The 26,054-nt window shown below is 62.1% G+C and carries 24 protein-coding genes; 20 read left to right on the top strand and 4 right to left on the bottom strand.

From position 1 onward, the window contains the following. The first annotated feature begins 2 nt into the window (after positions 1-2). The 12 genes from DDE76_RS19485 to DDE76_RS03895 all read left to right on the top strand — a co-directional run bounded on the left by DDE76_RS19485 (position 3) and on the right by DDE76_RS03895 (position 7,416). Positions 3-482, top strand: a complete 480-nt coding sequence (locus tag DDE76_RS19485) for a hypothetical protein (protein WP_157955651.1) — start codon at positions 3-5, stop codon at positions 480-482. Continuing rightward, complete coding sequence (locus DDE76_RS03940; protein WP_158672366.1) at positions 463-792, top strand: hypothetical protein; 330 nt, start codon at positions 463-465, stop codon at positions 790-792. Before DDE76_RS19485 ends, DDE76_RS03940 begins: the two co-directional genes overlap by 20 nt. After that, positions 789-1,442: a hypothetical protein gene (locus DDE76_RS03935; RefSeq protein ID WP_104891536.1), complete on the top strand. Its 654-nt coding sequence runs from the start codon at positions 789-791 to the stop codon at positions 1,440-1,442. Before DDE76_RS03940 ends, DDE76_RS03935 begins: the two co-directional genes overlap by 4 nt. An 83-nt stretch (positions 1,443-1,525) precedes the next feature. Beyond that, complete coding sequence (locus DDE76_RS03930; RefSeq protein ID WP_104894706.1) at positions 1,526-1,714, top strand: hypothetical protein; 189 nt, start codon at positions 1,526-1,528, stop codon at positions 1,712-1,714. 4 nt (positions 1,715-1,718) lie between these two features. Then, a complete protein-coding gene (locus DDE76_RS20015) occupies positions 1,719-1,850 on the top strand; it encodes a hypothetical protein (protein WP_281261852.1) in 132 nt (43 codons plus the stop codon). Next, positions 1,847-2,362, top strand: coding sequence for an HK97 family phage prohead protease (locus DDE76_RS03925; protein ID WP_104891535.1), 516 nt, complete (start codon positions 1,847-1,849; stop codon positions 2,360-2,362). Before DDE76_RS20015 ends, DDE76_RS03925 begins: the two co-directional genes overlap by 4 nt. Then, positions 2,334-3,095, top strand: coding sequence for a glycoside hydrolase family 108 protein (locus DDE76_RS03920; protein ID WP_245891792.1), 762 nt, complete (start codon positions 2,334-2,336; stop codon positions 3,093-3,095). Before DDE76_RS03925 ends, DDE76_RS03920 begins: the two co-directional genes overlap by 29 nt. Before the next feature lie 76 nt (positions 3,096-3,171). Further along, the gene (locus tag DDE76_RS03915; protein ID WP_104891533.1) at positions 3,172-3,471 is read left to right on the top strand and encodes a PepSY domain-containing protein; all 300 of its coding nucleotides are present in this window, start codon (positions 3,172-3,174) and stop codon (positions 3,469-3,471) included. 26 nt (positions 3,472-3,497) lie between these two features. After that, on the top strand, positions 3,498-4,157 hold the full coding sequence (locus tag DDE76_RS03910) for a response regulator transcription factor (protein ID WP_104891532.1): 660 nt from the start codon (positions 3,498-3,500) through the stop codon (positions 4,155-4,157). Positions 4,158-4,200: 43 nt separating this feature from the next. Further along, complete coding sequence (locus DDE76_RS03905) at positions 4,201-5,580, top strand: sensor histidine kinase (RefSeq protein WP_104891531.1); 1,380 nt, start codon at positions 4,201-4,203, stop codon at positions 5,578-5,580. 61 nt (positions 5,581-5,641) lie between these two features. Further along, positions 5,642-6,115 (top strand): RT0821/Lpp0805 family surface protein, encoded by a 474-nt coding sequence (locus DDE76_RS03900; RefSeq protein WP_104891530.1) that lies wholly within the window; start codon positions 5,642-5,644, stop codon positions 6,113-6,115. An 83-nt stretch (positions 6,116-6,198) separates the two neighbouring features. Further along, positions 6,199-7,416 (top strand): hypothetical protein, encoded by a 1,218-nt coding sequence (locus tag DDE76_RS03895; RefSeq protein WP_157955650.1) that lies wholly within the window; start codon positions 6,199-6,201, stop codon positions 7,414-7,416. Here the strand turns inward: DDE76_RS03895 and DDE76_RS03890 are convergent, their stop codons facing one another. Both DDE76_RS03890 and DDE76_RS03885 read right to left on the bottom strand, forming a co-directional pair. Beyond that, positions 7,417-9,396, bottom strand: coding sequence for an FAD-dependent oxidoreductase (locus DDE76_RS03890; protein ID WP_158672365.1), 1,980 nt, complete (start codon positions 9,394-9,396; stop codon positions 7,417-7,419). Then, positions 9,393-10,469 carry an FAD-binding oxidoreductase/lyase gene (locus DDE76_RS03885; RefSeq protein ID WP_104891527.1) on the bottom strand — a complete coding sequence of 359 codons (1,077 nt, stop codon included), beginning with the start codon at positions 10,467-10,469 and terminating at the stop codon, positions 9,393-9,395. Before DDE76_RS03885 ends, DDE76_RS03890 begins: the two co-directional genes overlap by 4 nt. 105 nt (positions 10,470-10,574) lie before the next feature. Here DDE76_RS03885 and ccmI point away from each other — a divergent pair, with 105 nt between their 5' ends. The 8 genes from ccmI to DDE76_RS03845 all read left to right on the top strand — a co-directional run bounded on the left by ccmI (position 10,575) and on the right by DDE76_RS03845 (position 21,328). Beyond that, positions 10,575-11,687: a c-type cytochrome biogenesis protein CcmI gene (ccmI, locus tag DDE76_RS03880; RefSeq protein WP_157955649.1), complete on the top strand. Its 1,113-nt coding sequence runs from the start codon at positions 10,575-10,577 to the stop codon at positions 11,685-11,687. A gap of 26 nt (positions 11,688-11,713) precedes the next feature. Beyond that, positions 11,714-12,157 carry a cytochrome c maturation protein CcmE gene (gene ccmE, locus DDE76_RS03875; protein ID WP_104894705.1) on the top strand — a complete coding sequence of 148 codons (444 nt, stop codon included), beginning with the start codon at positions 11,714-11,716 and terminating at the stop codon, positions 12,155-12,157. Next, positions 12,154-14,127 carry a heme lyase CcmF/NrfE family subunit gene (locus DDE76_RS03870; protein WP_104891525.1) on the top strand — a complete coding sequence of 658 codons (1,974 nt, stop codon included), beginning with the start codon at positions 12,154-12,156 and terminating at the stop codon, positions 14,125-14,127. The genes ccmE and DDE76_RS03870 overlap by 4 nt, the downstream gene beginning before the upstream one ends. Beyond that, on the top strand, positions 14,127-14,594 hold the full coding sequence (locus DDE76_RS03865) for a cytochrome c-type biogenesis protein (protein WP_104891524.1): 468 nt from the start codon (positions 14,127-14,129) through the stop codon (positions 14,592-14,594). Before DDE76_RS03870 ends, DDE76_RS03865 begins: the two co-directional genes overlap by 1 nt. Before the next feature lie 118 nt (positions 14,595-14,712). Beyond that, a complete protein-coding gene (locus DDE76_RS03860) occupies positions 14,713-16,251 on the top strand; it encodes a Do family serine endopeptidase (RefSeq protein ID WP_104891523.1) in 1,539 nt (512 codons plus the stop codon). Positions 16,252-16,313: 62 nt separating this feature from the next. Next, positions 16,314-16,985: a response regulator transcription factor gene (locus tag DDE76_RS03855; RefSeq protein ID WP_104891522.1), complete on the top strand. Its 672-nt coding sequence runs from the start codon at positions 16,314-16,316 to the stop codon at positions 16,983-16,985. 3 nt (positions 16,986-16,988) lie between these two features. Beyond that, the gene (locus DDE76_RS03850; protein ID WP_104891521.1) at positions 16,989-18,404 is read left to right on the top strand and encodes a HAMP domain-containing sensor histidine kinase; all 1,416 of its coding nucleotides are present in this window, start codon (positions 16,989-16,991) and stop codon (positions 18,402-18,404) included. A gap of 44 nt (positions 18,405-18,448) precedes the next feature. Continuing rightward, positions 18,449-21,328 carry a bifunctional [glutamine synthetase] adenylyltransferase/[glutamine synthetase]-adenylyl-L-tyrosine phosphorylase gene (locus DDE76_RS03845; RefSeq protein WP_104891520.1) on the top strand — a complete coding sequence of 960 codons (2,880 nt, stop codon included), beginning with the start codon at positions 18,449-18,451 and terminating at the stop codon, positions 21,326-21,328. On the opposite strand, the gene DDE76_RS03840 is transcribed toward DDE76_RS03845, so the two are convergent. Together DDE76_RS03840 and pepN are read right to left on the bottom strand one after the other, a co-directional pair. Further along, positions 21,325-22,950, bottom strand: coding sequence for a sensor histidine kinase (locus tag DDE76_RS03840; RefSeq protein ID WP_158672364.1), 1,626 nt, complete (start codon positions 22,948-22,950; stop codon positions 21,325-21,327). The genes DDE76_RS03845 and DDE76_RS03840 overlap by 4 nt on opposite strands. Before the next feature lie 238 nt (positions 22,951-23,188). Then, complete coding sequence (pepN, locus tag DDE76_RS03835) at positions 23,189-25,825, bottom strand: aminopeptidase N (protein WP_104894704.1); 2,637 nt, start codon at positions 25,823-25,825, stop codon at positions 23,189-23,191. Positions 25,826-26,054 lie beyond the last annotated feature (229 nt).

The following is a 26,054-nucleotide window of genomic DNA, read 5'->3' as shown; positions in this document are numbered from 1 at the left end:
TAGTGTCACGGATTGTTGGGCGAGCGCTGAAGGCGCTTGGATACGAAATCCGGCTGGCCACGCTCTCGCTAAAGCTGGATGTGATGATTGCCGGGCTGGAGCGGCGCTATCGGCCGGACCAGCCACGTGCGCCGAAGGGGACGCCGGAGGGCGGGCAGTGGATTGATGATCTGTCGGTCATCGGGCAGGTTCAGGTCGAGCCGGAGCGCGTCCAGGTGGCCGGGCCGCGTTGCGACGGGTTCTCCGGTGGGTGCCAAAATGGCGGTAGTTTTGGTACAACTGATCCGGTTCACATATCTGGCAAGCGCCTCTGCATGGATTGCGCGGTGAAGTACCTTGGACTGCAGGGTCTTCCTTTTGAGGAAATATCTGAGACTTTTGGCGGATTTGATTCAGTCTGGCGCAAGAAGGGTACCAATGTTGTCAAGAGCGAAGGCACTCAGCTCGATCGAAGTTGGCGATGTGATCTTCGGGATCGCTGAAGGTGGTCAACCAAAACTGCTGTTGGTCTATGAGGCCGATAGTCGCGGTTTTTCGGCCCGCCATGTGACCTCGCAAACGACGGCCAAATTTGGTCGCGATGGCAAGAGTACTTGGGTTGCGGGCGGGGGCTCTTGTGTGATCGTATCAACGGCACGGTTGCCTTCCGACATGTATGAGACAGCACTCGGCTTGGATCGAAAATGGGCAACAAAGCCTGAATATCCGGACACGATACTGAGCCAGGCAGAAATCAAGCTGATGACTTCACATCGGGCCTTCTTTGAGGCACGGCCGCTGCCAGTTGCATGATTGCCTCTGGAGCCCAAGCCCTCGCCGCAATCAAAACTGGCGACCTGATATTCGGCATCAGAGACGATGGTCGGACGGACTTACTGTTAGTCTACTATACGAATGCGTCCAGCATTTGGGCCCGCAACATTCCCAATGAGACAACCTACAAGTTCAATCGGGATGGGCAAGGCCGTAGGATAGAAGACGACCAGCCATGCACCATTGTCTCGACTGCCGATCTGCCGCCTGAGCAGTATCAGGTTGCGATCGAGTTGGATCGAAGGATGGGCTCAAAGCCTGAATACCCAGACAGCCGGTTAACCGAGGACGAAATTCAATTGATCCTTACGCATGCTCGGTTTTTCGAAGAGCGGTTGCTTCCTGGAACGGAGGCGCTGGTAAAGCGAGGTCAAAAACTTCGCGCTGTCGGAAGCATTCTGACACTGGAGTGGGATCCTTTTAATGCGCCGGAGAATCCCTCGTCAGTGTTCGAGTACGATGACTATGTCTCGGATTTGCTGGCATTGTTGGACACTCGCGCTACCGAGCGCGAAGTTTCACGCTTCCTAAGGATGATCGCGGGTTTGAGAAACCGACCGCCCCATGTGCTTGAGCGAGCCGATGCTGCAGCGGCCAGCCTAGTGAAATTGCGGGAAAGTTGGCCCTGACCAAAGAATGGTCAGAAGAGGCCGCAAGTGTCGAACCCACCAAGCCCGCTTCCGGCGGGCTTTTTTGTTGCCTGGAGGACCCCATGGACGAGTTGACCAAGACCGTTATCGAGCGGGGCGATCTGGCCCATCTGGCGCTGTTCCTCTGGGCGAGCGGGGCGAGTGCCTTGCTCGTGTGGGCGCTGCGGGAGATGGCGCGGGTGAATCAACACTTCAACGACTTCGTGCAGGAGATTGCGCAGTTGAATCGGCTTTTCCGGAAGGAGGACTAAACCCATGGCAGACAAGCAGAATCGTGAAGCGGCGCAGCAGACGTTCCGGCAATTTGCCTGGAACCTGGCAGGAACGCTGGCTGACAAGCAGCGTAGTGGTCCGAGACCCAAGACCGGCGGGGCCAAGCGCGGATGAGCGGCATTCCGATTGATGGGGACGGGCGCTTTGCCGGCTATGCCAGCGTCTTCAACCGGCTCGATAGCGGCGGCGATATCGTGCTGCCCGGAGCCTTTGCCAAGAGCCTCGCCAAAAAGCGCGGGCGTATGGGCGGTGGCGCCGGAGAGATCATGACTGTCGCGCCTGGCGCGGGGCCGGCTTTGCCACTCTCGCCCGTCCATCTGGAAGGGCTGAGGGCAGCCGATGGATCAATCACGCTGGAATGGACGCGCCGCAGCCGGGCCGATGGTGATGGCTGGGGTGTGGCCGAGCCACCGCTCGAATTCGCGCCGGAGAACTGGCAGGTCGAGATCGTGACCGGCGGCGTGACAGTAAGAACGCTGAGTACAGCGCAATGCTCCGTTCCGTATCCGCTGGCCGACCAGATCGCCGACCTCGGTGCTCCGGCGAGCGGTTTCACTTTTAGTGTCCGGCAAGTCAGCGCAGCGCTCGGTGCGGGCCATGGCGCGACAGGAGAGTTTCATGGCTGATGGTCGGTTTGACGGCTGCCTGACCGAAATTTTTCGGCATGAGGGGGGATATGTCGATCACCCTGCCGATCCGGGCGGCGCCACGAACATGGGGATCACACGCAAGACCCTGGCGCGCTGGCGCAATATTTCGCCTTGGTGGGATCTGCCAAAAGCTGAGGTGCAGACTCTGGAGAGGGACGAGGCCGCGCACATCTATCGGGCGGGCTATTGGGATGTGTGCCGGGCAGGAGAACTGCCACCGGGTGTGGACCTGGCTGTGTTCGACTTTGCGGTCAATTCCGGGCCGAATAGGGCAGTTCGATGCCTGCAGCAGGTGCTCGGCGTCGCCGCCGATGGCCTGGTCGGCCCAATCACACTTGCGGCAGCCAACCGAAGCAGCGCCGCCGGCACAGTAAATACCCTGTGCGACCGGCGGCTCGGCTTTCTCAGGGCTCTCTCAACTTTTCCGGTGTTCGGGCGCGGCTGGATCCGCCGTGTCGAGACCATTCGTGCCGCAGCGCTCGCCGCGGCGCCGACCAAAAATTCAACTCAAGGAGATGAGAACGTGGATATTCTATCTGGCTACAAAACCTATATCGTGGCTGCATTCATGCTGCTTGCCGGGCTGGCGCAGATGCTTGGCATCGACCTGCCAGCGCTGGACAGCGGTTCGGCAGGGAGCCTGGTGCTAGAATCGCTGGCCATACTCTTCCTGCGCAAGGGGTTGAAGGGGGATATCGGGAAAGCCTGAGGTCAAATGTGTGGAAATCGGGGGCGTTTCGCCGCATTCATGTCCCATTCAGTTTGCAGGCGCTATTGATTGGCACATGAAAACGAACGCCCCCAAACCTTCCGCCTCTATTGCTTTGGCTCTCGCCCTGGCGCTTGCGCTTGCTAGCACCGGTTCGAGCCAGGCCCAGGCCTGCCTCGACAAGCGCCAGATTCAGGAGGCGGTGTCTTCCGGACAAATCATGTCGCTTGATGCTGTGCTGGCGCAGGCTGGCGTGGATCCAAGCTCGGATATCCTCAACGTGGATGTGTGTGACGAGGGCGGAAGGCTGGTATATGTTATCGGTGTGCTCAGCTCGGACGGTCAGGCGCAAAACCTGACGCTGAACGCACAATAGCAGCCTAGCCTTGTGGGGGGCGGATCATGCGTATTCTGGTTGTTGAAGACGACACCAATCTCAATCGACAGATCAAGGACGCCTTGACCGAGGCGGGCTACGCCGTGGATGTGGCTTTCGATGGCGAGGAAGGCCACTTTTTGGGCGATACCGAGCCCTATGACACGATCATCCTCGATATCGGCCTGCCGCAAATGGACGGGCTTTCGGTGCTTGAGGAATGGCGACGGGCGGGTAAGACCACACCGGTATTGCTGCTGACTGCCCGCGACCGCTGGAGCGACAAGGTTCAGGGTATCGATGCGGGTGCAGACGACTATGTCGCCAAGCCATTCCACATGGAAGAGGTGCTGGCGCGTGTGCGGGCGCTGGTGCGGCGGGCCGCTGGACATGCGAGCAACGAGATCGTCTGCGGCGCCGTGCGCCTCGACGCGCGCAGCGGCAAGGTGACCGTCGAAGGTCAATCGGTGAAGCTGACGAGCCACGAATTGCGGCTTTTGAGCTATCTCATGCACCACAAGGGCAAGGTGATTTCGCGGACCGAGCTGACCGAGCACCTGTACGATCAGGATTTCGACCGCGACAGCAACACGATCGAGGTGTTCGTCGGGCGTTTGCGCAAGAAGCTGCCGGAGGATTGTATCCAGACCGTGCGCGGACTGGGCTATCAGATCCTTGGCGACTGACACGGTTCCTGGACCGGCGTGGCCGGCGGTATGAGGCGCTGAGATGTTGCGCAAGGGCTCGATCGCAGCCGCATTGTTCTGGTTGTCGGCAGGCTGGCTGGTGCTGGCGCTGGTAACAACGGGCGTCCTTCTGACCGATCTCTATTCGCGCACCCTCGACACCACCCTGACCGATACGCTCGACTTCCACGTCGAGAGCCTCGCCGGTGCCTTGCTCGAGGCGGGTGATCCCCAGGACAATGGCATCGCTCTGGCCGACCCGCGCTTCGAGCGGCCGCGTTCTGGCTGGTACTGGATCATTCGCGGCGAAGAAGGGGGGCTGATCAACCTGTCGACATCGGTGGTCGGCATCGATCTGCCCGGCGTGGGCACGGCGGCCGACGCCATGGGGCGCAGCACCGAGGTGATCAACGACCCGTTCGGCACGCAATTGCGCATGGTCGAGCGCAGCGTCACCCTAGATGACACGACATATCGGATCACCGTCGCGGGCAATCTGACCGAAATGCTGGAACTGGTTGCCGATTTTCGCGGCCAGACATTCATCGTGCTGGGCGCTGTCGGCATCATGCTCGCGATAATGAGCGCGATTGTTGCCCGCATCGCCTTGCGGCCGATCGCGCGGCTGAGCACGGCGGTCGAGGCCGTGCGGGAGGGCGAAAGCGCCGAAGTTTCCGGAAGCTACCCGACCGAAATTGCGCCGCTGGCGGAAGAGGTCAACGAGTTGCTGCGCTCTAACGTGCAGATCATCGAGCGCGCGCGCAATCAGGTCGGCAACCTTGCTCATGGCCTCAAGACGCCCATCGCGGTGCTGCGCAACGAGGCCCATGCCCGCAAGGGCGCCCTGGCCGACATCGTGGCCTCCGAGACCGAGAAGATGAGTAATATGGTCTCGACCTATCTCGAACGGGCGCGGCTGGCGGCCCGGACGTCGGTGGTGGGCAAGAAGGCCGATGCCACCATGATCATGCTGCGGTTGACGCGGGTGATGCGCAAGATCCATCCCGATGTAACTATCGCCTTTCAGCGGCCAGATGCCTCGCTGCCCTGGTTCCGGGGGGATGAGGCCGATTTCGAGGAAATGGCCGGCAATCTGCTCGACAATGCCTGCAAATGGTCCAAGGGGCAGGTTGGCGTGCGGCTGGGCAGCGTGCGCGGCGAAAAGGGCACGCAGCTCCTGATGCGGATCGACGACAATGGCCCGGGGCTTTCCGAGGCCGATGCGCAAAAAGTGTTGCGCCGAGGCGTCAGGCTGGACGAGAAAACGCCTGGAACCGGGCTGGGACTGGATATCGTCAAGGAACTGGTCGATGTCTATGGCGGCGAACTTGAACTCAAGCGCTCACAATTGGGCGGATTGCTGGTAGAGCTGCGGCTGCCGACAGCGCGCCTGGGCGGTTTGGTCAGGCCGCCCGGGAACTGACGCACTTTCGCCGCATTGCGACAACAAGAACCAACTGACTGCACCAGAGGCCAATCACCCCATGAATCGCATTTCGTTCATCGCCCTCCCGATCCTTGCCCTGGCGCTTGCCGCTTGTTCGAGCACCGGCACGACGCGCATTGCCCAGGTGCCGGTTACGCCCCAGCCCGTTGCGACACAGCCGCTGGTGCCGACCTCGGCCCAGACCGTTCAGACCGCCAAGCTGACCACCAGCATCGCCAACGGATTTGTGGATCCGGCCGCTTTGGCGCTGATGACGGCAAAAGATTCCAACGAGGCCAACAGCGCCCAGTTCTATGCCCTGCAGTTCGGCCGTCCCGGTGCACCGCGTCAGTGGGCGGGCGATCAAGGAACAACCGGTTCGGTGGCCGTTGGACCCTATGTGCGGGTGAACAATCTTGATTGCCGTGACTTCACACACACCGTCAAGGTGGGCGGCACGGACTATGTCAAGAAGGGCACTGCCTGCCGCGAACAGAACGGTAATTGGAACGTGGTCCAGAGCGCAGCCTGACTGGAAGCGGGCTTGCGGGAAAAGGATTGTTTACCACGGTCCTATAGGGTCGATGGAGTCATCATTGCTGACCCGAAGACCTTATGAACCAGCCTGCCACGAGCATTCCCGTAGCAACGCCGACACCCTCACGACCTGAGGCCGAGGCAAACGCGAGTGTGCGCCGGCCATTCTGTGGTCTGATCGACCCGGTGCTGGTCAACGAACCTGTGCTGTTTCCGCTCGGCAGTTCGGTCAGCGTCGAAGCCGCCAGAGGCGCCTGGGTCTGGGTGGTGCGCGACCTGTGTTCCGACCTGATTTCGGCCGATGGCGTGGCCAACGGCAACTTTGCTGCGACCGATCTCGAGCCCCTGATGCCCGAGGTGCTGGCGCGCATGAAAGCTGCGCTGGAAAAGATCGACGGCGACACCGAGGCCATGCGCCGCCTGCGCGCCCAATCGGGTCGCGAGAACTTCCGCGACGAAGCATCTGTGGTCATGGCAGCGCTCAGGGCGCGGGCCTTGTTGCCGAAAGCGCAGGGTTTCGGCCGGGCCATCAATACGATGAGCGATGAAGCTGCACTCGGCGTCGCCTTGCAGTCCATGCCGTTGCAGGATCCCAAGCTGGCCGGGCTGATGTTCCATACCGCAATCGGGCAGGTGGCCAATCCGACCCGCCTCGTCACGGCTGTGATCAAGTTGAGCGGCAATGCCAGCGAACAGGCGATTGCGCGGAACGGCTTTGGTCCCCTGATCGAAGCAATCCTCGGACAGGCGCAGAACCAGCTCAAGAACCTGCAGTTGGGCGGCCCCTTTGCCGACATCGACATGGCCTGCCGGAGCCTGGATCGTTTTCACCGCCTCGTGCGATCGCTGACCGGATATATCGAGTTTGCGCGCGGCAGCCGTTCCACGCAAATGCTCTCTACCATCACCAAAATGGTGTCGGACCGGGTCGAGCCGCGTCTCAAGGAGGTCGTTACCGACCTCAACCAGGCCATGCGCCGCCCGCGCGAAGGGACAGACCGGATCGACAATGATCGCCTGCTGGGCGCCATCAATGGTGTCTATCTGCTCTCGGCTGTCCGCGATTGCCGCGATTCGCTGGCGCTCAATGCCGTGTTCGACCAGGCCTGGAGCCAAACCGGGCAGGCCCTTGAACTGCATATCCAGCGCAATCTCGATTTGTTGCGTCAGGACCCCGACGATGCGGTGACCGGGGAAAGGTTGAATGCGGCGATCAAGATGGCCGAGATCCGCTTCAACCCTGAATATGCCGACACGCTGAAGCGTGCTCGGGCTGCGGCAGAGCGGCGCGCCTGATCAGGCATCCAGTGCCGCGATTTGTGCGCGTACGATCTGGCCCTTTTCCCGAACTGTGACTGGATAGTCGATTGTAGCCGCACTGGCCGCCACCAGCCCAATGGCTCCGGACGGCTCGTGGCGCAGGATCACGCCAATCGAATAATGAGGGTGACGGGCATCGGAATCGGGAAAGATCAACGCCCCGGCCTCCAATATCCGTGCTTCACTCGGAATTATGCGAACAAGCCTGGCCTCCGGGCCATATCGCCCAAGGAGGAAAGACGGAATCTCGGTCGCTTCGATGGGGACCCAAGTGTCGGGACTGGACGTTTCCTGTTCGACTGACAGTGGCACGGAAGCGACCCGTTCCTGCGCGACGATACCGGCGGCGTCTACCGGGATCAGCTTAAGGTCCACGCCGGCCGCGACCTCGTTTACCGCCAGTGCCTGTGGAGCCTCCGAGAGGAGCGTCAGAACGCCCGGCGCTGGTCTCCAGAAGGCAAACCTGCGCTTACGCCCCGCCTCGGCCGGACGCTGCAAAAGACCAATTCCGGCGTCGAGATAAGTTGGTGCGCCTTCTGGAACCGGCTGGGCGATTGCAATCGGGCCGTCGGGTGTTTCATGCAGGGGGTCAACAATCGGGTCATCCACGGCTCGACGCTCCCGGCCAAGCAGTTGGTCGACGGCGTCGGCGCCGCTCTGAATGCAGCCTCGCCGGGTGAAATAGCCTGCCGCACCACCAGCCAGGGCAATCGAGTCAAGGCGTCCCTGCGCCTCGATCCTGCCGCGGCCGGCATTCCAGACGCTGGTACCGCCGGCAATGTGCCACAAAGTGAGGTCAGGCTGCCAGCCGCCGCAGACCAGCAGGCGGTCGGTGACCAAGGCGGCCTCATGCCGGTTTTCCGTGTGGATGGACAACAGGCCGCCAGCGCGGGCAATGCCCACCGATGCCACCACTGCGCCAGGGGATTGCACGATCCCGTAGGCGCGCGAAAAGGCTATGAAACGCGATGCGGGTTCGGGTCGGGCGTCGAGAATCCGGCCAATACCAATGCCGGCATCGCTTGCCAGCATGGCCAATCGGTAGGCCGGATTGCTGCTGGTGGCCACAATAGCGCGTTGGCCCGTCCAAACGCCAAACCGTGTTGCCATTTCATAGGCGTCCAGACATCCGGCGATTCCGGGTAACCGGTTGCCCGCAAATATCGGCAGGCGTTCAAGCGCGCCTGTGGCGATGACGATGTGCGCAGCAGCAATATCGATGACACGACCGCGGCTGGTGCCGGGCGCGGTCTCGATCCGATGCGCACGTGCCAGACCCGGTCTTATCGAAAACACCTGGGTCGCGGTCAGAACGGTGATCGCCTCGGCCCCTTCGACCTCGGCGCTCAAGCGTGCCATGCTCTCTTCGGGGGCGTCCTCACCTTCCTGGGTGCCGAAAAGCCCCGAGTGTCCGCCGAGAAATCCCCTCGCCTCGACAAGTGTGACGGTCAATCCGGCACGTGCCCCGGCCAGAGCTGCCGAAAGGCCTGCGACGCCGCCACCGATCACCAGTAGATCCGTGGCTGCATCTGCGGCGCCAGGAATGGTGCGCCAGGGCCGAGAAAGCGGATGGGCCGAATCGAGCTTCAATCCAAGCGTCCGGCCAGGTTGAAACAGGCGCGCCACGCCGCGCGAGCGCTCGACCCCAAAGGTCACGAATTCGGCGCCGTCCTGAGCCGGGGTTCTGGCCATGGGGAGAGCAAATTGCGGGTCATTGGCAAGGCTGGCATGACTAATGGCCGGGTGGGCCCGCGATGTCAGGCCAATGGGGCTATCTAGGTGCTGGCCCACAGTGTCGATGCCAGCAGCGAGAGCAGCGCTCAAAACCGTATCGCCAGCAAATCCAGACACGATCCGCCCGTCGAGCCGGAACCGCAACGGTTTGGTGCGGTCAATTGCAGTGCCGGCAAAGCCCTTGGGTGCATTCTCCGGCAACCGATTGATCTGCGGCCTCATGCAGCGTGACCTTCCAGCGGCCATTGGAACTCATCAACGCGCGTCTGCCGGCTGGTGCGGTTGACCAGGTGCTGGTCGAACCATCGGGCCTCGTCTGCAGATGCCCCACCAGCCAACCACCGGGCGAGGGACGGCGCGATGAACGCCCCGTGGCACCCGGTGTTCGCGACAATGTCGGCGCCTTGCCCAGCCGCGCGACCAAAGGCAGGTGCCCCGTCTTTGGTCGCCAGCGCGGCATAGCTCGTCTGCCCGGCCTGTTCCACTTGCCTGTTTTGACCCAGAAGGCCGTGAACATGCTCAGAAAATGCGGACCTGTCGCCTGGACCAAAGGCGGCAACCCCGCCTTCTGCCTGCTGCGTCAGGAACAGACCCTTGTCCAGTTCGAGCATGATGGGAGCGGCCAGCGAACGCGTCGGCGTGGTTAGAATGCTTGTATGGTGCACACGCTGGAATAGCGTTGGCCACTGGCGCAGCGGCAGCCATGCCACGATCGCCTCGTCGTCGGCCAGCACGGCCTGCTGGGCCCGGCTTGTTCCCCCGTCGGTTTCAATCTTCACTGCGCCGTCATTCTCGACTGCAACCGAACGCGGCGCCAGGCGCTCCACGGAACAGTCCGTCAACCAGCGCTCCAGTCCTATTTCCAGCTGTGGGCGGTTCAGCCGCATGGCGTCGCGAAGGACCATGCCCGAACGATTGCCGCCCAGCACGGATTGTCCAACCGGTTCGGCCGCAATGCCAAATCCCCCTGCCATGTGGCGCATGTGGGAGAGGGCTTCAACGGCGCGCGGGTCCTCGGCAAAGAATATGGGGTCGACACGCGAAATGGCACTTCGACCGGCAATCCTGGTTACCAGACGTGCGGCCTCCGCAGAGGTACCAGGCAGCATGGCCCAGCTTTGTGGCCGCGTAATGGGACCAACAGAAAGGTCAATACCGCGGGGCAAGCGATAGCCTGCCCGATTCTGCCCGATGAGCAAGACTTTCCGGCCGTGTTCACCGCCCAGCAGCCCCGCCAGAAGCTGCGCCATGGGGGTTGAACCAAAGATCGCAAAGTCGAATTCGGCTGCGCTCATGCGGCAATTAGGCCTGCGACCACCGGCCCCTGTGGCAATGCGTCCTTGCTTTCACGCGCTGTTTTGATGGTTTTTTGCCGCATTCGGCTTATAGAGGGCCATGCCTTGCCGCGTCTGGCAGACAAGCGTTTGGGGCCCATGATTTTCTGGTCGATTGCCATTGCCGTTACCGCCATTGCCTGCGCTGCCTTGTTCTATGCGGCGGCGGGTCGCACGGTCAACGAGACGACCGGCGAAATGACTGATCAGAACAGACATTTTCGCTTGGCGCTTGATGCCATTGAAGCCGATGAGCGCAATGGCAAGCTCGATGCCAGCCAGGCTCTGGCCGCCAAGGGCGAACTGGCCCGTGAGATTTTGCGCAACAAGGCGGCGCCCGGTCCGGCGCCCGCTAAGTCGCTCGGTCAGGCACCGCTCCTGTCCGGTCTGGCCGTCACCGCCGCGCTGAGCCTAGTTCTTTATGCATTTCTGGGTCGGCCCGACCTGCCGGCCCAACCCCTGGCCGATCGGCCGGAACTCGTTGCCCAATCCCTTGATCTTGATGATGCGGTGGCACGGATTGAGGCGCGGTTGATCGAGGCGCCAGATGATCTGCGCGGATGGCAGGTCATTGCGCCGGCCTATGTCGAAATGGGTCGCTTTGCCGACGCGGCAGAGGCCTATCGCCGCGTGATGGCGCTGTCCGGCCCCAGCGCCGATCTGCGCACCGATCTGGCCGAAGCGCTGTTGCTCGATGCCAATGGTGCGGGATCCGACGAGGCGATGGATCAGCTTGAGCAAGCCGCCGCAGCGGACCCGGATCATGTGCGCTCGCGTCTCTATCTGGCCGCCGAGTTCATGCGGCTTGCTCGCTATGACCAGGCTCGGACCTATTGGCAGCAAGCCATCAACCTGGCGCAGGGCAACGAATCCTGGTTGCCTGCAGCGCGGCAGGGATTGGCGGTTGCGGCGAATGACGGCGTTGACACAACGGCCGCGGACCAAGCCGAGATGATCCAGGGCATGGTTGGTGGCCTGGCCGATCGACTATACGCTGAGGGCGGTTCTGTCGAAGAATGGACCCAGCTCGTCCGGTCCTATCTGGTGTTGAATGATCGTGACAATGCGCAGCGCGCTTATGATGCCGCTGTGGTCGCCTATCCCGCCGCGTTTGATCGTGGCGAACTCGATACGCTTGCCCTCGATGCTGGCCTGACGCTGAACGGAGATGATCAATGACCATGCCGGCAAACGCCCGCCGCGGCATGACCCGCAAGCAGAAGCGCCTGGCCGTTATTGCAGGTCTGGCCGTTGTGGTCGCGATCGCCACGGCACTGGTGCTGACGGCCTTGCGTGACCAGATCGTGTTCTTCTATGCGCCCAGCGACGTGATCGCGCGCGAAGTTGCACCAGGGCAGGCGATCCGCCTCGGTGGACTGGTCAAGGACGGTAGCTGGACCCGCGACGGACAGGACAACGTGTTCACCATCACCGATGGCGGACATGACATCGTGGCCCGCTATGTCGGCATCCTGCCCGATCTGTTCCGCGAAGGGCAGGGGGTTGTAGCCGAGGGCAGTCTTGGACCGGATGGTCGCTTCCAGGCCAGCAATGTGCTGGCCAAGCATGATGAGAACTACATCCCCAAGGAAGTCGTCGAGGCGCTCAAGGCGCAGGGCGAGTGGCGGCCGGGGGAGACCATGCAATGAGTATCGAGCTTGGACATTTTGCCCTGGTTCTTGCCTTTGCGATTGCCGTCGTTTCGGCAATGGGCGGGCTGCTGCTTTGGCGGCGCGGTGAGCGGCTGGCCGCGGTGCTCGGTCAGGCCGCCATCCTGCAATTCGTTCTGGTGTCAGTGGCTTTTCTGGCCGTGGTGCATGCCTTCGTGGTGTCCGATTTCAGCCTCGCACTGGCGGCCAATCATTCGCATTCGCTCAAACCCCTGATCTTCAAGATTTCAGGCGTCTGGGGCAATCATGAAGGGTCCATGCTGCTTTGGGTGTTGATCCTGGTGCTGTTTGGCGCTTTGGCGGCCGCATTCAGCCGCGGCCTGCCGTCCGACCTGACCAACCTGGTGCTTGGTACGCAGAGTCTGCTCACAGCCGCCTTTGCCGGCTTTACGCTGTTTACCTCCAATCCCTTCGCCCGGCTGTCGCCTGCGCCATTGGAGGGGGGCGACCTCAATCCCGTGCTGCAGGATGTGGGCCTGGCCATTCACCCGCCGCTGCTCTATGCGGGCTATGTCGGTTTTTCGATCTGCTTTTCCTTTGCCATTGCCGCGCTGATCTCGGGCCGCATCGATCAGGCTTGGGCGCGCTGGGTGCGGCCCTGGACCATGCTGAGCTGGGTCTTCCTGACACTGGGCATCGCCATGGGTTCATACTGGGCCTATTACGAGCTTGGCTGGGGCGGCTGGTGGTTCTGGGACCCGGTGGAGAACGCCAGCTTCATGCCCTGGCTGGCCGGCACGGCATTGTTGCACTCGGCGCTGGTCATGGAAAAGCGCAATGCGCTCAAGATCTGGACGGTCTTCCTGGCCATCATAACCTTCTCCTTGTCGCTCCTCGGCACCTTCCTGGTGCGCTCGGGCATTCTGACCTCGGTCCATACCTTCGCCAGCGATCCCACGCGCGGTCTTGTGATTCTGGCCATGCTGGCAGTGCTCATCGGCGGGGCTTTCCTGCTTTTCGCGATCCGGTCTCCGGCACTGCGCCAGGGCGGTTTGTTCGCCCCGATCAGCCGTGAAGGCGCACTCATTCTCAACAATCTGTTCCTGGCCACCGCCGTGGGAGCCGTGCTGGTCGGCACGCTTTACCCGTTGCTGCTCGACGCGCTGACCGGAACCACCATCTCGGTGGGTGCACCCTTCTTCAATTTCACCTTTGGTGCCCTGATGGCGCCGCTCCTGCTGGTCCTGCCCTTTGGCCCGCTCCTGGCATGGAAACGGGCTGATCTGGTTGCCGCCGGGCAGCGCCTGATGGGTTTTGCCGCCCTGGCGGTTTTCCTCGCCATTCTCATTTCGGCCCTGGCTGGCAATTCGATTTCACTGGTGCCGATCGGGCTGCTGCTTGGGTTCTGGGTGACCTTCGGCGCACTTGCCGAATTGATCGAGCGCAGCCGGCTCGGGCGCATTCCCCTGGCCGAGAGCCTGCGGCGGCTGGCCGGATTGCCGCGCAGTATCTGGTCGACGGCCATTGGTCATATGGGGCTGGGGCTGACAGTGCTGGGCATTGTTTCGGTCTCTGCCTGGGAGACCGAGCTGGTAACCACGCTCAACCCCGGCGAAACCGCCGAACTGGCAGGCTATGAGATTACCTTTGACAGCTTCGAACAGCTCGAAGGCGCTAACTACCTCGCAGACACCGGCGTGTTCACCGTGACCGACCCGAATGGGGGCAGCGACGTGCTGATGCCTGAACGCCGGACCTATGTGGCAAGCGGAACGCCAACCACGGAAGCGGCGATCCAGACCTATGGCCTGTCCCAGCTTTACCTGCAGCTTGGTGAGCCTTTGGACGACACCCATGTCATCCGGGTCTGGCACAAGCCCTATATTCTGCTGATCTGGATTGGGGCGCTGGTCATGTCCGGCGCCGGCATCCTGTCGCTGAGCGACCGCCGTGTCCGCTTCGGTGTGCCGCAGGCGGCGCGCAAGGCGAAGCTGGAGGCGTCCCGGTAATGCTGCGTGTCACGCTGATGTGTCTGATGCTGTTGCTGGCGCCGGCAGCTCAGGCGCTTGGGCCCGACGAAATTCTGCCTGACCCGGCCCTGGAGCAGCGGGCGCGCGATATTTCGGCCGGGCTGCGCTGCCTGGTCTGCCAGAACCAATCCATCGACGACAGTGACGCCGACCTGGCCCGCGACCTGCGCGTGCTGGTGCGCGAACGCCTGGTGGCCGGCGACACCAATGCGGAAGTCGAGCAGTATGTCGTTGACCGCTATGGCGAATATGTCCTGCTCAATCCACGCCTTGGGGCCCATACGCTGCTCCTTTGGGTGGCCGCGCCGCTGCTGCTGCTCGCTGGCCTGATCGCCCTGTTCATCGCGCGCAGGCGGCAGGCCGCGGTACCTGCAGACGGTCTGACCGCAGAGGAGACCGCCGCACTCGATGCCCTGAAACATGGCAGTGACAAGACCGGGACCTGACACAATCCCGCCCGCAACATTGCCAAAGCTTAATCTTGGCGCAACTTCATAGAAAGGCGCGCCGTTGCATACGTATCGCCACAAGCTGTTGAGAGCTTAACGAAGGAGATACGTTCCCATGCGTTCGACTATTCTTTCGCGCACCCGCCACTGGCTGGGCGCATCGGCACTGGCCCTTCTGGTCGGCGTCGGCGGCGTTTCCACCGCTTTTGTCCTCACAGGCCAGGCTGCCAATGCGCAGATGCAGAACGCCGCGCAGATCGTTGTGCCCCAGGCACAGGTTCAGCAGGGCTTCGCCGATCTTGTCGAGGCGGTTAAGCCCGCCGTGGTCTCCATCCTGGTCGAGGCCGAGGCCCCCGGTCGCACCGTCCAGCGCGGTGGCCGTGACTTCAACTTCGAGTTCAATTTCCCCGACCTGCCCGAAGATCATCCATTCCGCGACTTCTTCGACCAGTTCGGTGGCCCCAACGGTCCAGGTGCGCCCGGCGGACAGAGTGCACCGCGCCGCTTCATGGCGGCCGGTTCCGGCTTCATTATCTCCGATGACGGATATGTGGTGACCAACAACCACGTGGTTGAGGACGCAACCAAGGTCACGGTGGTCTTCGAAGACGGTTCCGAACAGGTTGCCGAAATCGTCGGCACTGACGAACGCACCGACCTTGCCGTACTCAAGATCGAAGGCGAGGACCTGCCCTTCGTCACCTTCGAGAACGATCTGGAACCCAGCCGCGTCGGTGACTGGGTCGTGGCGGTGGGCAATCCCTTCGGCCTGGGTGGCACAGTGACAGTGGGTGTCATTTCCGGTGCTGGCCGCGACATTGGCGGTTCCAACTATGGTGACTTCCTGCAGATCGACGCTGCTGTGAACACTGGCAACTCGGGCGGGCCGGCCTTCAACGTCAATGGTGAAGTGGTTGGTGTGAACACCGCCATCTATTCCCCCACTGGCGGCAATGTCGGTATTGCGTTCGCTATTCCGGCCCGTACTGTGAAACTGATTGTTGATCAGCTTATCGAGGACGGCACGGTGACCCGTGGCTATCTCGGCGTTTCGATCCAGGACGTCAGCCGCGATATCGCCGATAGTGTTGGCCTGCCCGACGCGCGTGGCGCCATCGTTCGCGAACCCACCGAGGATGGTCCGGCTGGTGCCGCAGGCGTTGAATCGGGCGACATCATTATCGAAGTCGATGGTGAGCAGATCGATGACGCGCTTGATCTCAGCCGCACGATTGCCAGCAAGGCCCCTGACAGCACTGTTGAACTGACGATCTGGCGCGACGGCGCGGAGACCACCATCTCGGTTCAGCTCCAGCAGCTTGATGAGACGGCAGCCGAAACGCCCGAGCAGCCGACACCACCCCAGGCCCTTCCGGAAGCCGCTACGGCTCTGGGCATGACCCTGGTGCCCAATGGTGACGGTTCGGGCGGCCTGTTGATCCAGGACGTCGACGGCGACAGCCCTGCGGCTCAGCGCGGCTTTGCCACTGGCGACGTGATCCTCGAAGTGGACAACAGGCCCGTGGCCGAGCCCGGCGATTTCGATGCGGCTGTCCAGGCTGTACGTGATCGGGGTCTCAACACGGTCCTGATCAAGATCGCCCGCGATGGCGAGGCCCGCTTCGTCGGGCTGCCGATCGGCGATACTGAGTAACAAGTCTTTGGCCTCCGGGTTTTGCCCGGGGGCCATCTCCCAGAATTATCGGAGCGTCAGCCGTGAAGATCCTGCTCATCGAAGACGACCGCGAAGCGGCGAGCTATCTCGTCCAGGCCCTCGATGAAGCCGGCCATGTGACCCATCACGCCGCGGACGGTGAAACCGGTTATGCCATGGCTTCGGCCATGGATTACGACGTGCTGATCGTGGACCGCATGCTGCCCCGCCGCGATGGCCTCAGCATCGTGGAAAGCCTGCGGGCCGAAGATGACAAGACCCCCGTGCTGATCCTGTCTGCCCTCGGCGAAGTCGATGACCGCGTCACCGGCCTTCGTGCCGGCGGCGACGACTATCTGACCAAGCCCTATGCCTTCACCGAACTCCTGGCCCGCGTTGAGGTGCTGGCGCGCCGGTCAAGCCCGGCCGAAGCAGCGACCAGCTATACTGTTGGTGGCTTGTCGCTCGATCGCCTCAGCCGCAAGGTCGAGCGCGATGGGGAGAACATACTGCTCCAGCCGCGCGAATTCCGCCTGCTCGAATATCTCATGAAGAATGCCGGCAAGGTGGTGACGCGCACCATGCTGCTTGAGAACGTCTGGGACTACCACTTCGACCCCCAGACCAACGTCATCGACGTGCATATGTCCCGTCTGCGCTCCAAGATTGACAAGGGTCACGCCAATCCGCTTCTGCACACTGTACGCGGCGCCGGCTATATGATCCGGGAGTAGCCCGTGAACCGCTTCGCCCAGGTTTGGCGCACATCAACTGTCCGGCTGACGGCCACCTTCATTGCCATCTTCATCGTTTTTGCCATCCTTCTGATGGCATTTATCGGTTGGCAATCGAGCGTGCAGATCCAGCGCCAGCAGACCGACGACATTGATCGCGAAATCCGTCAGTTCCAGCGCATCGAAACCAACCAGGGTATTCGGGCGCTGGCTTTCGCTGTCAACCGGCTCTCCTCACAGCCGGGCCCCGGCATCTACTTCCTTGGCGATGCTGCTGGCCTTTATTTGCTCGGCAATGTGACCGACGTGCCGGCCGAGGTGGTGATCAATCCTGGTGTCTATAGTTTCGATTATGAACGGCCCAATCCGCTCGGTGACGATGTGGTCGAAGAAGGCCGCCCGCCCCGCCAGCGCGAGGGCATTGCGGTGGTTCGATCCATAGAGCTGGGCAACGGCATGCGCCTGGTGGTGGGGCGGGATGTCGTGGAGCGGCGAGGCTACTCGGCTATCATTCTTCAAAGCTTCATGGTTGGCGTTGTTGGCATTGTGCTGTTCTCGCTGATCGCCGGCGGCATTACTGCGCGCCGGGTGCTGCGGCGCATCGATACCATCCAGCAGACCTCGACAAAGATCATGTCGGGCAATCTTTCCGAACGCGTGCCGGTCACCAGGCGGAATGATGAATTTGACGCCCTGGCGACCAATCTCAACGCCATGCTTGACCGTATTGAGCAGCTTTTGCAGGGCCTCAAGGAGGTCACCGACAATGTCGCCCATGACCTCAAGACCCCACTGACCCGTCTGCGCAATCAGGCCGAAGCGGCCCTGCGCGACACCGCTAGCGTCGAAACCCGGGAACAGGCGCTTGAAAATGTCATCGCCGAAAGTGACCGCCTGATCCAGACCTTCAACGCCTTGCTGATGATCGCGCGTGTCGAGGCGGGCGCGCCCTCCGGAGCGCTTTCCGAAATCAATATCAGCGAGATCGTGGCGGACGTTGCCGAACTTTACGGTCCCGTCGCCGAGGACGAAGGTATTGCGGTCGAGACCCGGATTGCCGAGGGCGTTACGCTCAAGGCCAATCGGGAACTGATCGGCCAGGCTATGGTCAACCTGCTCGAAAACGCTATGAAATATGCCCGTCCTGAAGACGGGAAGTCGGGCAGAATTGATGTCTCGCTGAGCAATGAGAGCGACCGGGTCTGTATCTCTGTGGCCGACAATGGCCCCGGTATTCCGGATGCGGATCGCAAACGCGTCCTGGAACGCTTTGTCCGGCTCGAAAAGAGCCGGTCCGAACCGGGCTCTGGCCTCGGCCTGTCGCTCGTCAATGCTGTGGCCAGGCTCCACGGCGGCACGTTCCGTATCGAGGACAGCGCGCCCGGCGTGCGCGCTGTGCTGGAGTTTCCCGCGCGCTAGCGCGCCGCCTTGCCGGGACTGCAGGGGCAGGGTATGCCTCAAAAATGAGCACAATTCTCGCCCCCCTGCCGGCCACCGATACCCCCCTGTTTCAGGCCCTGCTGACCGAGTTGCCCGACGCCGTTGCCAGCGCCCTTGGCGCCGAAGCGTCCGCGCTCGGTCCGCTGCTGGAGGCAGCACCCTATCTTCTCGATCTGGCGCGGGCACATGGCGAATGGCTCGCCCAGGCCCTGGACACGGGGCCGGACCGCGCCTTTGACGCGCTCTTGAACGAAATGGGGCGCGCAGGACGCGAGGATGACGAAGCTGCGGTTGCCCATGTACTGCGCTGCGCCAAGGGCCGCACAGCCCTCCTGGCGGCTGTCGCCGAAACCGGCGGTGCCTGGACCACCGCTCGCGCCACCGAAGCCCTGTCCGATCTGGCCGATGCCGCTCTTGAGGCCGCGCTGGACCTGCTGATGCGCCAGGCCTTCGAAAAGGGGCACCTGGCCATTTCCGCCCAGGAGGCGCGCGCCGCCAATTCCGGCCTCGCCATCTTTGCCCTGGGCAAGCATGGGGGGCGGGAACTCAACTACTCCTCCGATATCGACATCGTCGCCTTCTTCGACCCGCAGAAGCCGGTGCTCGCCGATCCGCTCGAAGCCACCAAGATTTACTCGCGCATGGTGCAGAAGCTGGTGGGTCTGATGGAGGACCGGCAGACTGGCGGCTACGTGTTCCGCACCGATCTGCGCCTTCGTCCGGATCCCGGATCGACCCCGGTGGCCATCTCGTTCGACGCGGCCCTGGCCTATTACGAAGTGCGCGGCCAGAATTGGGAGCGCGCGGCCTGGATCAAGGCGCGTCCCTGCGCTGGTGACAAGGCGGTCGGTGAGGCCTTTCTCAAGGAATTGGCGCCCTATGTCTGGCGCAAGCATCTCGACTTCGCCACCATTGCCGATATTCAGGCCATGAAACGCCAGATCAACGTGTCCAAGAAAGTCGGCGACATTCGTGTCGAGGGGCACAATGTCAAGCTCGGACGCGGCGGCATTCGCGAGATCGAGTTCTTCGCCCAGACCCAGCAATTGATCGCCGGTGGCCGCGACAAGGCACTGCGCGTGCGCCCCACGGCCCAGGCACTGGCGGCTCTGGCAGGGGCCGATTGGATCAGCCCGCAGACCGCCGAGGAACTGACCGAAACCTATTGGTATCTGCGCGCGGTCGAGAACCGCCTGCAAATGCTGCGCGACGAGCAGACCCACACCATGCCCGACAACCCCGAAGCTGTTGCCGTCATCGGCCGGTTGATGGGCCAAGCCGATCTGGCGGCCTTCGAGAAAGCCTATCGCGCCGCCCTCGAACGCGTGGCCCGCTACTATGCCGAGCTTTTCACCCAAGGCGAAACGCTGGGCTCTGGCGAGGGCAATCTGGTTTTCACCGGCAGTGACGATGATCCGGAAACGCTTGAGACCCTGACTGCCATGGGCTTTACCGATGCATCAAAGGTGATCCAGACCGTTCGCAAATGGCATTATGGCAGCTATGCCGCCACGCGCACCTCGGCCGCACGCGCGCACCTCACCGAACTGCTCCCCGCGCTGCTGCTGACCCTCGGGCGCGCGGGCAATGCCGATGAGGCGCTGGCCCATTTCGACGATTTCCTGTCGCGCCTGCCGGCCGGCGTCCAGCTCTTTGCGCTGTTGCGCAATCATGCCCAGCTCCGCACGCTCCTCGTGCAATTCATGGCCTCGGCGCCCCGCATGGCCGAGGCGGTCATTCATCGTGCCCATGTCATGGACGGCTTGATCGACCCCGCCTTTGCCAACGACGTCACCCATCGTGATGTGCTGGTGGCCAAGGTCGACGCCTTCCTCGCTGACGCGCGCTCCTATGAAGAGCTGATCGATCGTGCCCGCATCATCGGGCAGGAGCAGAAATTCATGGTCGCGGCGGGCCTGCTCTCCGGCACAGTCAGCGCGCAGGGGGCGGGGGAGCAGTTTACGGCGCTGGCCGAAACCCTGCTCAATCGCCTTTTCAGCAAGGTTCAGGATGAATTCGCCGTGCGCCATGGCCGAATAGCCGGGGCCGAAGTTGCATTGCTTGCGTTCGGTAAGATGGCGAGCCGGGAGATGACATTCACCTCCGATCTCGACTTTTTCCTGCTCTACGATGCGCCAGAGACGGAGTCCGATGGCGAACGCCAGCTCTCGACCTCACATTACTTTGCCCGCCTCACCCAACGCCTGGTGGCGGCCGTCTCGGCTCCCACGGCCGAAGGCGTGCTGTATGAGGCCGATATGCGGCTCCGCCCCTCGGGCAATTCAGGGCCCCTGGCAACCAGCCTTGCCGGGTTCAGGGCCTATCACAAGGACAATGCCTGGACCTGGGAGCATCTCGCGCTGAGCCGCGCCCGTGTCATCGCGTCAACTGGCGCATTGGCTGACAAGGTCAACGCCGAGATCGCCGATGTCATGTCGCGGCCCCGCGATGTTGCAAAAACCATCGATGACGTTGTCTCAATGCGCGCGCTGATGGCCCGCGAACGCAAGCCGCGCCATGCCTTCGACCTCAAGCTGGTCAGCGGTGGCCTCGTCGACCTTGAGTTTGTCGCTCAATCCGCTCAGTTGGTGGCTGGATCGAAGGTCAATCTTCCGCAGGAAACCACGGCGCGGGTTCTGGCGCGGCTCGGAGAGATCGGACTGGTACCGCAAGGCCAACGCCTGGCCGAAATCCACGGCACCTATTCTACGGCCTTGCAGGTGATGAGTTCGGCGCTGGTTAGCCCGTTCAAGGAAGAGGCATGGACACCCACGTTCAAGGAATTGTTGGCCCATTTGTCCAACTATCCCGACTTCGGGCGGCTTGAGCTCGATATTGCCCAGATGCGCGGCGAGGTCGAGGCCGCGGCATCCGAGTGGTATGGAAAGGCCAGGGGGCTTTAGGCGGCCAAGTTGGCTGCGGCCGGCTCCGTGGGCAAGGAAATCGCGACCGTCGTCCCGATCGTCGGACTGGAGTCGATGGCAAGATTGCCGCCGCTTAGTTCGGCTATTGCCCGGGCAATAGAGATGCCCAGCCCCGGGCCAACGCCCTCGCGTGTAAAGCTTGCGTCTCCCAAAGCAAAGGGCTGGCTGAGACTGGCCAGGCGATCTTCGTCCATCCCGATGCCGGTATCGCTGATTTCGATCACGACCCCGTCATCGGCGGCAAAACTTGCCAGTGTGACCTGGCCACCAGCCTGAGTGAAGCGCAGGGCATTATCCATGATATTGCCGATCATTCGCATCAGCCCCAACCGGTCGCCGCGCAGGACCGCGCCCGTTTCCCGGCCAATCAGCAGGGTGATGCCAGCCCGCTGCGCCTGTCCCTGAAAGCGATCGACAACGCTTTGGAGCACTTCGTCCAGTAGCACCGGCTCCTGCCGCAGCGCCTTGCGGCCGCCTTCGAGTTCAGCCAGGTCGAGAATGGCACCGAAAGAACTCAGCAGGTGCTCGCCCGAATTCTTGATTGTGGCGACGTAGTCCACATAGCGCTCGTCTCCTAGCGGACCATAGGTCTGGTGCTGCATCAGCTCGGCAAATCCGATGATATGATTGAGCGGGGTTCGGATATCGTGGCTGAGATGGGCCAGGAAATTGGTCTTGGCCCGGCTTGCAGCCTCGGCCTTGAGCTTTTCTTCATGGTAGCGGCGGGCCAGCAGACGCTGTTCCTCACGGATGGTTTGCAGCAAGGCGTCGGTGCGCTTGGTTTCGGTAATGTCCGAGACCAGCGTCATGAAGGCACCATCGCCCAAAGGGCGCTCGTCGATCTGCAGGCAGGTGCCATCTTCACAATGCAGCTCAAGCAGACGTAGGCTGTCGTCCTCACGCACCAGTTTCATGTAGCCCCCAGCGATCAGCCGGCTGACCGCCTGGTGGTAAGTCATCCGGGTGTCGTCAATGTCCAGCCGATCGCGATACTGCGCATTGCACACGATCAACTGGCCAGTCCCCGTCCAGCAGGCCAGGCCCATTGGAATGGCGGCGGCGAGCTGGTCATAACTCTCGCGTTCTTCGGGAGCAGGCACCCCTTTGCGCCGCCGGGCTGACAGCAGGGTGAGCAGGCCCGCCAGCGCGAAGGCCGCCGCGCCGCGCCCGCTGAGATCGGACAGAAGTGTGGTCTGTTCGACTTCCAGCCCCAGCAATCCATGTCGGCCGGCTGCCACAGTTTCGGTGAGCTGGCCCGGCGTGGCGCTGGCGGAAAGGCTCGCCTTGATCAGTCCGCCGGTCCTGAAGGTGGCCGCATCAAGTGCGGCCTTTGCTTCGCTGGCCGAACGCATGGCAATATCGGCGGCCAGCATTTCTCCAATTGCCGAAAGTTCATGCCGGACGCCGGCAAAGGTGCGTGTGACGTCGTAGACCACGAACAGGCTGGCAGCAAAAAATGCGGTGGCAGCGACAGCGGCGCTGGTGCGGGTAAAGCGCCACGCCCAGGGCGCAGGATTTGCTTTGTTGCGGCGTCCTGTCCCGTTCCATTTGCCGACGCGGAATCCAAGTGCGCCGGCGCCGGATACTCCCGACGACCGCATGAAATTCTCCATCCTTGAAAGGGGTTTAGACCCAAACCAAACTCGCCCTTAACAAGGTATGAATCAGGTCGCCCTATGTTGTCCAGTGTGCCTTGGAACGCAAATTTGAGCAGATTGGAAAAAGCAGAGTCGGCTGAATCACTTAGCTCGAAAGAAAAATTCTTCCAAAAAATTGGTCAATCAACGCCGGTGTCATGATGGACCGGGGAACGGCCGCGCCGTTCCCCGATAAGCTTGCTCACCCAGCAATAATGCGGTCAAGGATTTCGCCCACATTGCGGCTGAGCGTGTGTTGGTCCTTGAGCGCCTGCAGGGCGGCCATGCCTGCCTCGCGGCGCGGCGCCTCCAGTGTGGGGAGCACGCGGAAGCCGGTGAGAATGCGTGAGGCAACCTGCGGGTTGACCTTGTCGATCTCCACCACCGCCTCGGTGATGAACCGGAAGCCGGTGCCATCAATGCGGGTGAACTGCACCGGGTTCGCCATCACGAAACTGCCCAGCAGCGACCGCAGCCGGTTCGGATTGGTCTTGGGGAAGTCCGGTGCGTTCAGCGTCGCGCGCATCCGCTCGATCACTTCGTCGTCCGGCGCCTGGGCCGAAGCGGTCAGCCACTTGTCGAACACCAGAGGATCACCGGCGAAGCGGGTACGGAACTCGCCGAGCAGGGCGCTTGCCTCGTTCGTCCAGTTGCGCACTGAGATGGCCATGGCGGCATAGCGGTCCGTCATATTGGTCGCCGCTTCGAACTGCTCGGCCGCAAGGCTCGCGCCGCGGTCCGACCCGGCTGTGAGCAGAGCCAGCAGACCATTGCGCAGCGAACGTCGCCCGGCCTGGGCCGCATCGGGGCTATAGACATCGCTGCTGGCCAGGGCCCCATAGGCGCTGGCCAGCTTGGCGGCCACTGGCGAAACCAGGGCCGTGAGCAGACTCTTTCGGGCAGCGGCAACCGCATCCGGGTTGACGTCCTTTCCGATATGTCGGCCCACCACCGTCTCGGCCGGAATGTCGAGTGCCTGGGCCTTGAAGGCGTCATCGAGCTCGGCATTGTCCAGCGTCTCGATGAGCGCGGCGCGCAAGGCCTCCACATCACTTTCCGACCATGCCTTGCCCTGCGCAGCATTGGCGATCAGAGCAGTGGACACTGTCTGCAACGCATCCCAGCGATTGAAAGGGTCGCTGTCATGGCGGGCAAGGAACAGCAAGTCGTCCTGACTGAGATTGGTGTTCACTTTCACAGGCGCCGAGAAACCGCGGAACAGCGAGGGGACCGGCTTGTTGGCGACACCTTCGAATGTCAACGTGACGCTGTCACCGTCGAGCAGGACCAGATCGCCTTCTACTGCGGCGCCGGACACGCCAGTCCAGCCCATCGGGCTGCCATTGGGGCCGATCAACCCGAACCGCACCGGGATCAGCAACGGCTTCTTGGTGGGTTCACCCGGTGTCGGGTCAGTGGTCTGGCTAAGGGTCAATGTGTAGGTCTGGCTGGCAGCATCGTAGCTGTCCGTAGCACTGACCTTTGGCGTTCCCGCCTGCAGGTACCAAGTGGAGAATTGGCTGAGGTCGCGCCCGCTCGCATCCTCGAAGACCTTTATGAAGGCCTCGATTGTGGTGGCCTCGCCATCATGGCGCTCGAAATAGAGGTCCATGGCCTTGCGGAAGCCGTCCTCGCCCAGGATCGTGGCCAGCATGCGCACGATCTCAGCGCCCTTCTCATAGACCGTGGTCGTGTAGAAGTTGTTGATCTCGCGGTAATTGTCCGGGCGCGGGGGATGGGCCAGTGGGCCGCCATCTTCTGGAAACTGGCTGGTCCTGAGGTTCTGCACGTCATGGATGCGCTGCACCGGGCGGCTGCGCTCGTCGCTGGTGAATTCCTGGTCGCGGAATACCGTCAGACCTTCCTTGAGGCAGAGCTGAAACCAGTCCCGGCAGGTGATGCGGTTGCCGGTCCAGTTGTGGAAATACTCATGTGCAATGACCCGCTCGATGCCGTGGTAATTGGCATCGGTCGCCGTCTCGGGTTTGGCGAAGACCAGCCGGTCGTTGAAGATGTTGAGGCCCTTGTTCTCCATGGCGCCAAAATTGAAGTCCGACACGGCCACGATATTGAACACGTCCAGATCGTATTCACGACCGAACCGGCGCTCGTCCCAGGCCATCGAGCGGATCAGGCTGTCCATGGCATAGGCGCATTCAGCCTCCTTGCCATGGGTGCAGTAGATGCCCAGCTCGACCTTGCGGCCGCTCATCGTGGTAAAGCTGTCCTTGATTGATCCCAGATCGCCAGCAACCAGTGCAAACAGATAGGCGGGCTTGAGGAACGGATCCTCCCAGACAGCAAAGTGCATGCCGTCGCCCAGCTCGCCCTTGTCCACAAGGTTGCCATTGGCCAGCAAGACCGGTGCTAAGGATTTGGGTGCACTCATGCGCACCTTGAATGGGGCGAGTACGTCCGGGCGGTCGAGATAATAGGTTATGCGGCGGAAGCCCTCCGGCTCGCACTGCGTGCACCACGTGCCGCTGGAGCGGTAAAGGCCCATCAGCTTGGTATTGGCCTCCGGCTTCAGCGTGACTTCCGTTTCCAGCACAAAGCGCTTGTGCGGTGGCTCCACCAGGGTGAGTGAATTGGCATCGCTCGCATAGGCAGACAGCACAAGCGGCGCGCCATCCAAGGCGATGGAATCGAGCTTGAGCTCATCGCCATCAAGCACCAGCGGCGTACCCGGCGCGGTGTCCTCGCGCGGCTCTATGGTCAGTTGCGCCCGTACGCGGGTGCTTTCTTCCAGGATTTTGAAATCAAGCTCTACTGACACGATCCGGTATGGGGTCGGGGCATAGTCCTTGAGGTAGATGGTCTGTTCACTCTCGGTGCGCATGAAGCGGTCCAACTGTCATGGTTTTCTGGCAATAAGGTGTGGCCGTCCGGTGACAGCCGATTCTGCATTCTCGTGTATCCTACGCGGCTCTCGACTGCATAGCATGACTCTTGTGGCGTCAATTGGGACGCTATTGAGGAGGAGGCGCTAGGCGGCCGTCTGCACGTCGTTCCTCTGCGCCTTTCCGGTCGCACGAGCGATGGTTCCGAAATTTCCGTGCGGGTACAAA

Source organism: Devosia indica (assembly GCF_003056405.1).
Taxonomy (GTDB): domain Bacteria; phylum Pseudomonadota; class Alphaproteobacteria; order Rhizobiales; family Devosiaceae; genus Devosia; species Devosia indica.
This window is presented reverse-complemented; position numbering and strand designations above follow the sequence as displayed.

Excerpts from the sequence above, each read along its gene's own strand:
- DDE76_RS03935 (WP_104891536.1), top strand. The coding sequence starts at position 789 with ATGATTGCCTCTGGAGCCCAAGCCCTCGCCGCAATCAAAACTGGCGAC.
- DDE76_RS03930 (WP_104894706.1), top strand. The coding sequence starts at position 1,526 with ATGGACGAGTTGACCAAGACCGTTATCGAGCGGGGCGATCTGGCCCAT.
- DDE76_RS20015 (WP_281261852.1), top strand. The coding sequence starts at position 1,719 with ATGGCAGACAAGCAGAATCGTGAAGCGGCGCAGCAGACGTTCCGGCAA.
- DDE76_RS03925 (WP_104891535.1), top strand. The coding sequence starts at position 1,847 with ATGAGCGGCATTCCGATTGATGGGGACGGGCGCTTTGCCGGCTATGCC.
- DDE76_RS03920 (WP_245891792.1), top strand. The coding sequence starts at position 2,334 with ATGGCGCGACAGGAGAGTTTCATGGCTGATGGTCGGTTTGACGGCTGC.
- DDE76_RS03915 (WP_104891533.1), top strand. The coding sequence starts at position 3,172 with ATGAAAACGAACGCCCCCAAACCTTCCGCCTCTATTGCTTTGGCTCTC.
- DDE76_RS03910 (WP_104891532.1), top strand. The coding sequence starts at position 3,498 with ATGCGTATTCTGGTTGTTGAAGACGACACCAATCTCAATCGACAGATC.
- DDE76_RS03905 (WP_104891531.1), top strand. The coding sequence starts at position 4,201 with ATGTTGCGCAAGGGCTCGATCGCAGCCGCATTGTTCTGGTTGTCGGCA.
- DDE76_RS03900 (WP_104891530.1), top strand. The coding sequence starts at position 5,642 with ATGAATCGCATTTCGTTCATCGCCCTCCCGATCCTTGCCCTGGCGCTT.
- DDE76_RS03895 (WP_157955650.1), top strand. The coding sequence starts at position 6,199 with ATGAACCAGCCTGCCACGAGCATTCCCGTAGCAACGCCGACACCCTCA.
- DDE76_RS03890 (WP_158672365.1), bottom strand. The coding sequence starts at position 9,396 with ATGAGGCCGCAGATCAATCGGTTGCCGGAGAATGCACCCAAGGGCTTT.
- DDE76_RS03885 (WP_104891527.1), bottom strand. The coding sequence starts at position 10,469 with ATGAGCGCAGCCGAATTCGACTTTGCGATCTTTGGTTCAACCCCCATG.
- ccmE (WP_104894705.1), top strand. The coding sequence starts at position 11,714 with ATGACCCGCAAGCAGAAGCGCCTGGCCGTTATTGCAGGTCTGGCCGTT.
- DDE76_RS03870 (WP_104891525.1), top strand. The coding sequence starts at position 12,154 with ATGAGTATCGAGCTTGGACATTTTGCCCTGGTTCTTGCCTTTGCGATT.
- DDE76_RS03865 (WP_104891524.1), top strand. The coding sequence starts at position 14,127 with ATGCTGCGTGTCACGCTGATGTGTCTGATGCTGTTGCTGGCGCCGGCA.
- DDE76_RS03860 (WP_104891523.1), top strand. The coding sequence starts at position 14,713 with ATGCGTTCGACTATTCTTTCGCGCACCCGCCACTGGCTGGGCGCATCG.
- DDE76_RS03845 (WP_104891520.1), top strand. The coding sequence starts at position 18,449 with ATGAGCACAATTCTCGCCCCCCTGCCGGCCACCGATACCCCCCTGTTT.
- DDE76_RS03840 (WP_158672364.1), bottom strand. The coding sequence starts at position 22,950 with ATGCGGTCGTCGGGAGTATCCGGCGCCGGCGCACTTGGATTCCGCGTC.
- pepN (WP_104894704.1), bottom strand. The coding sequence starts at position 25,825 with ATGCGCACCGAGAGTGAACAGACCATCTACCTCAAGGACTATGCCCCG.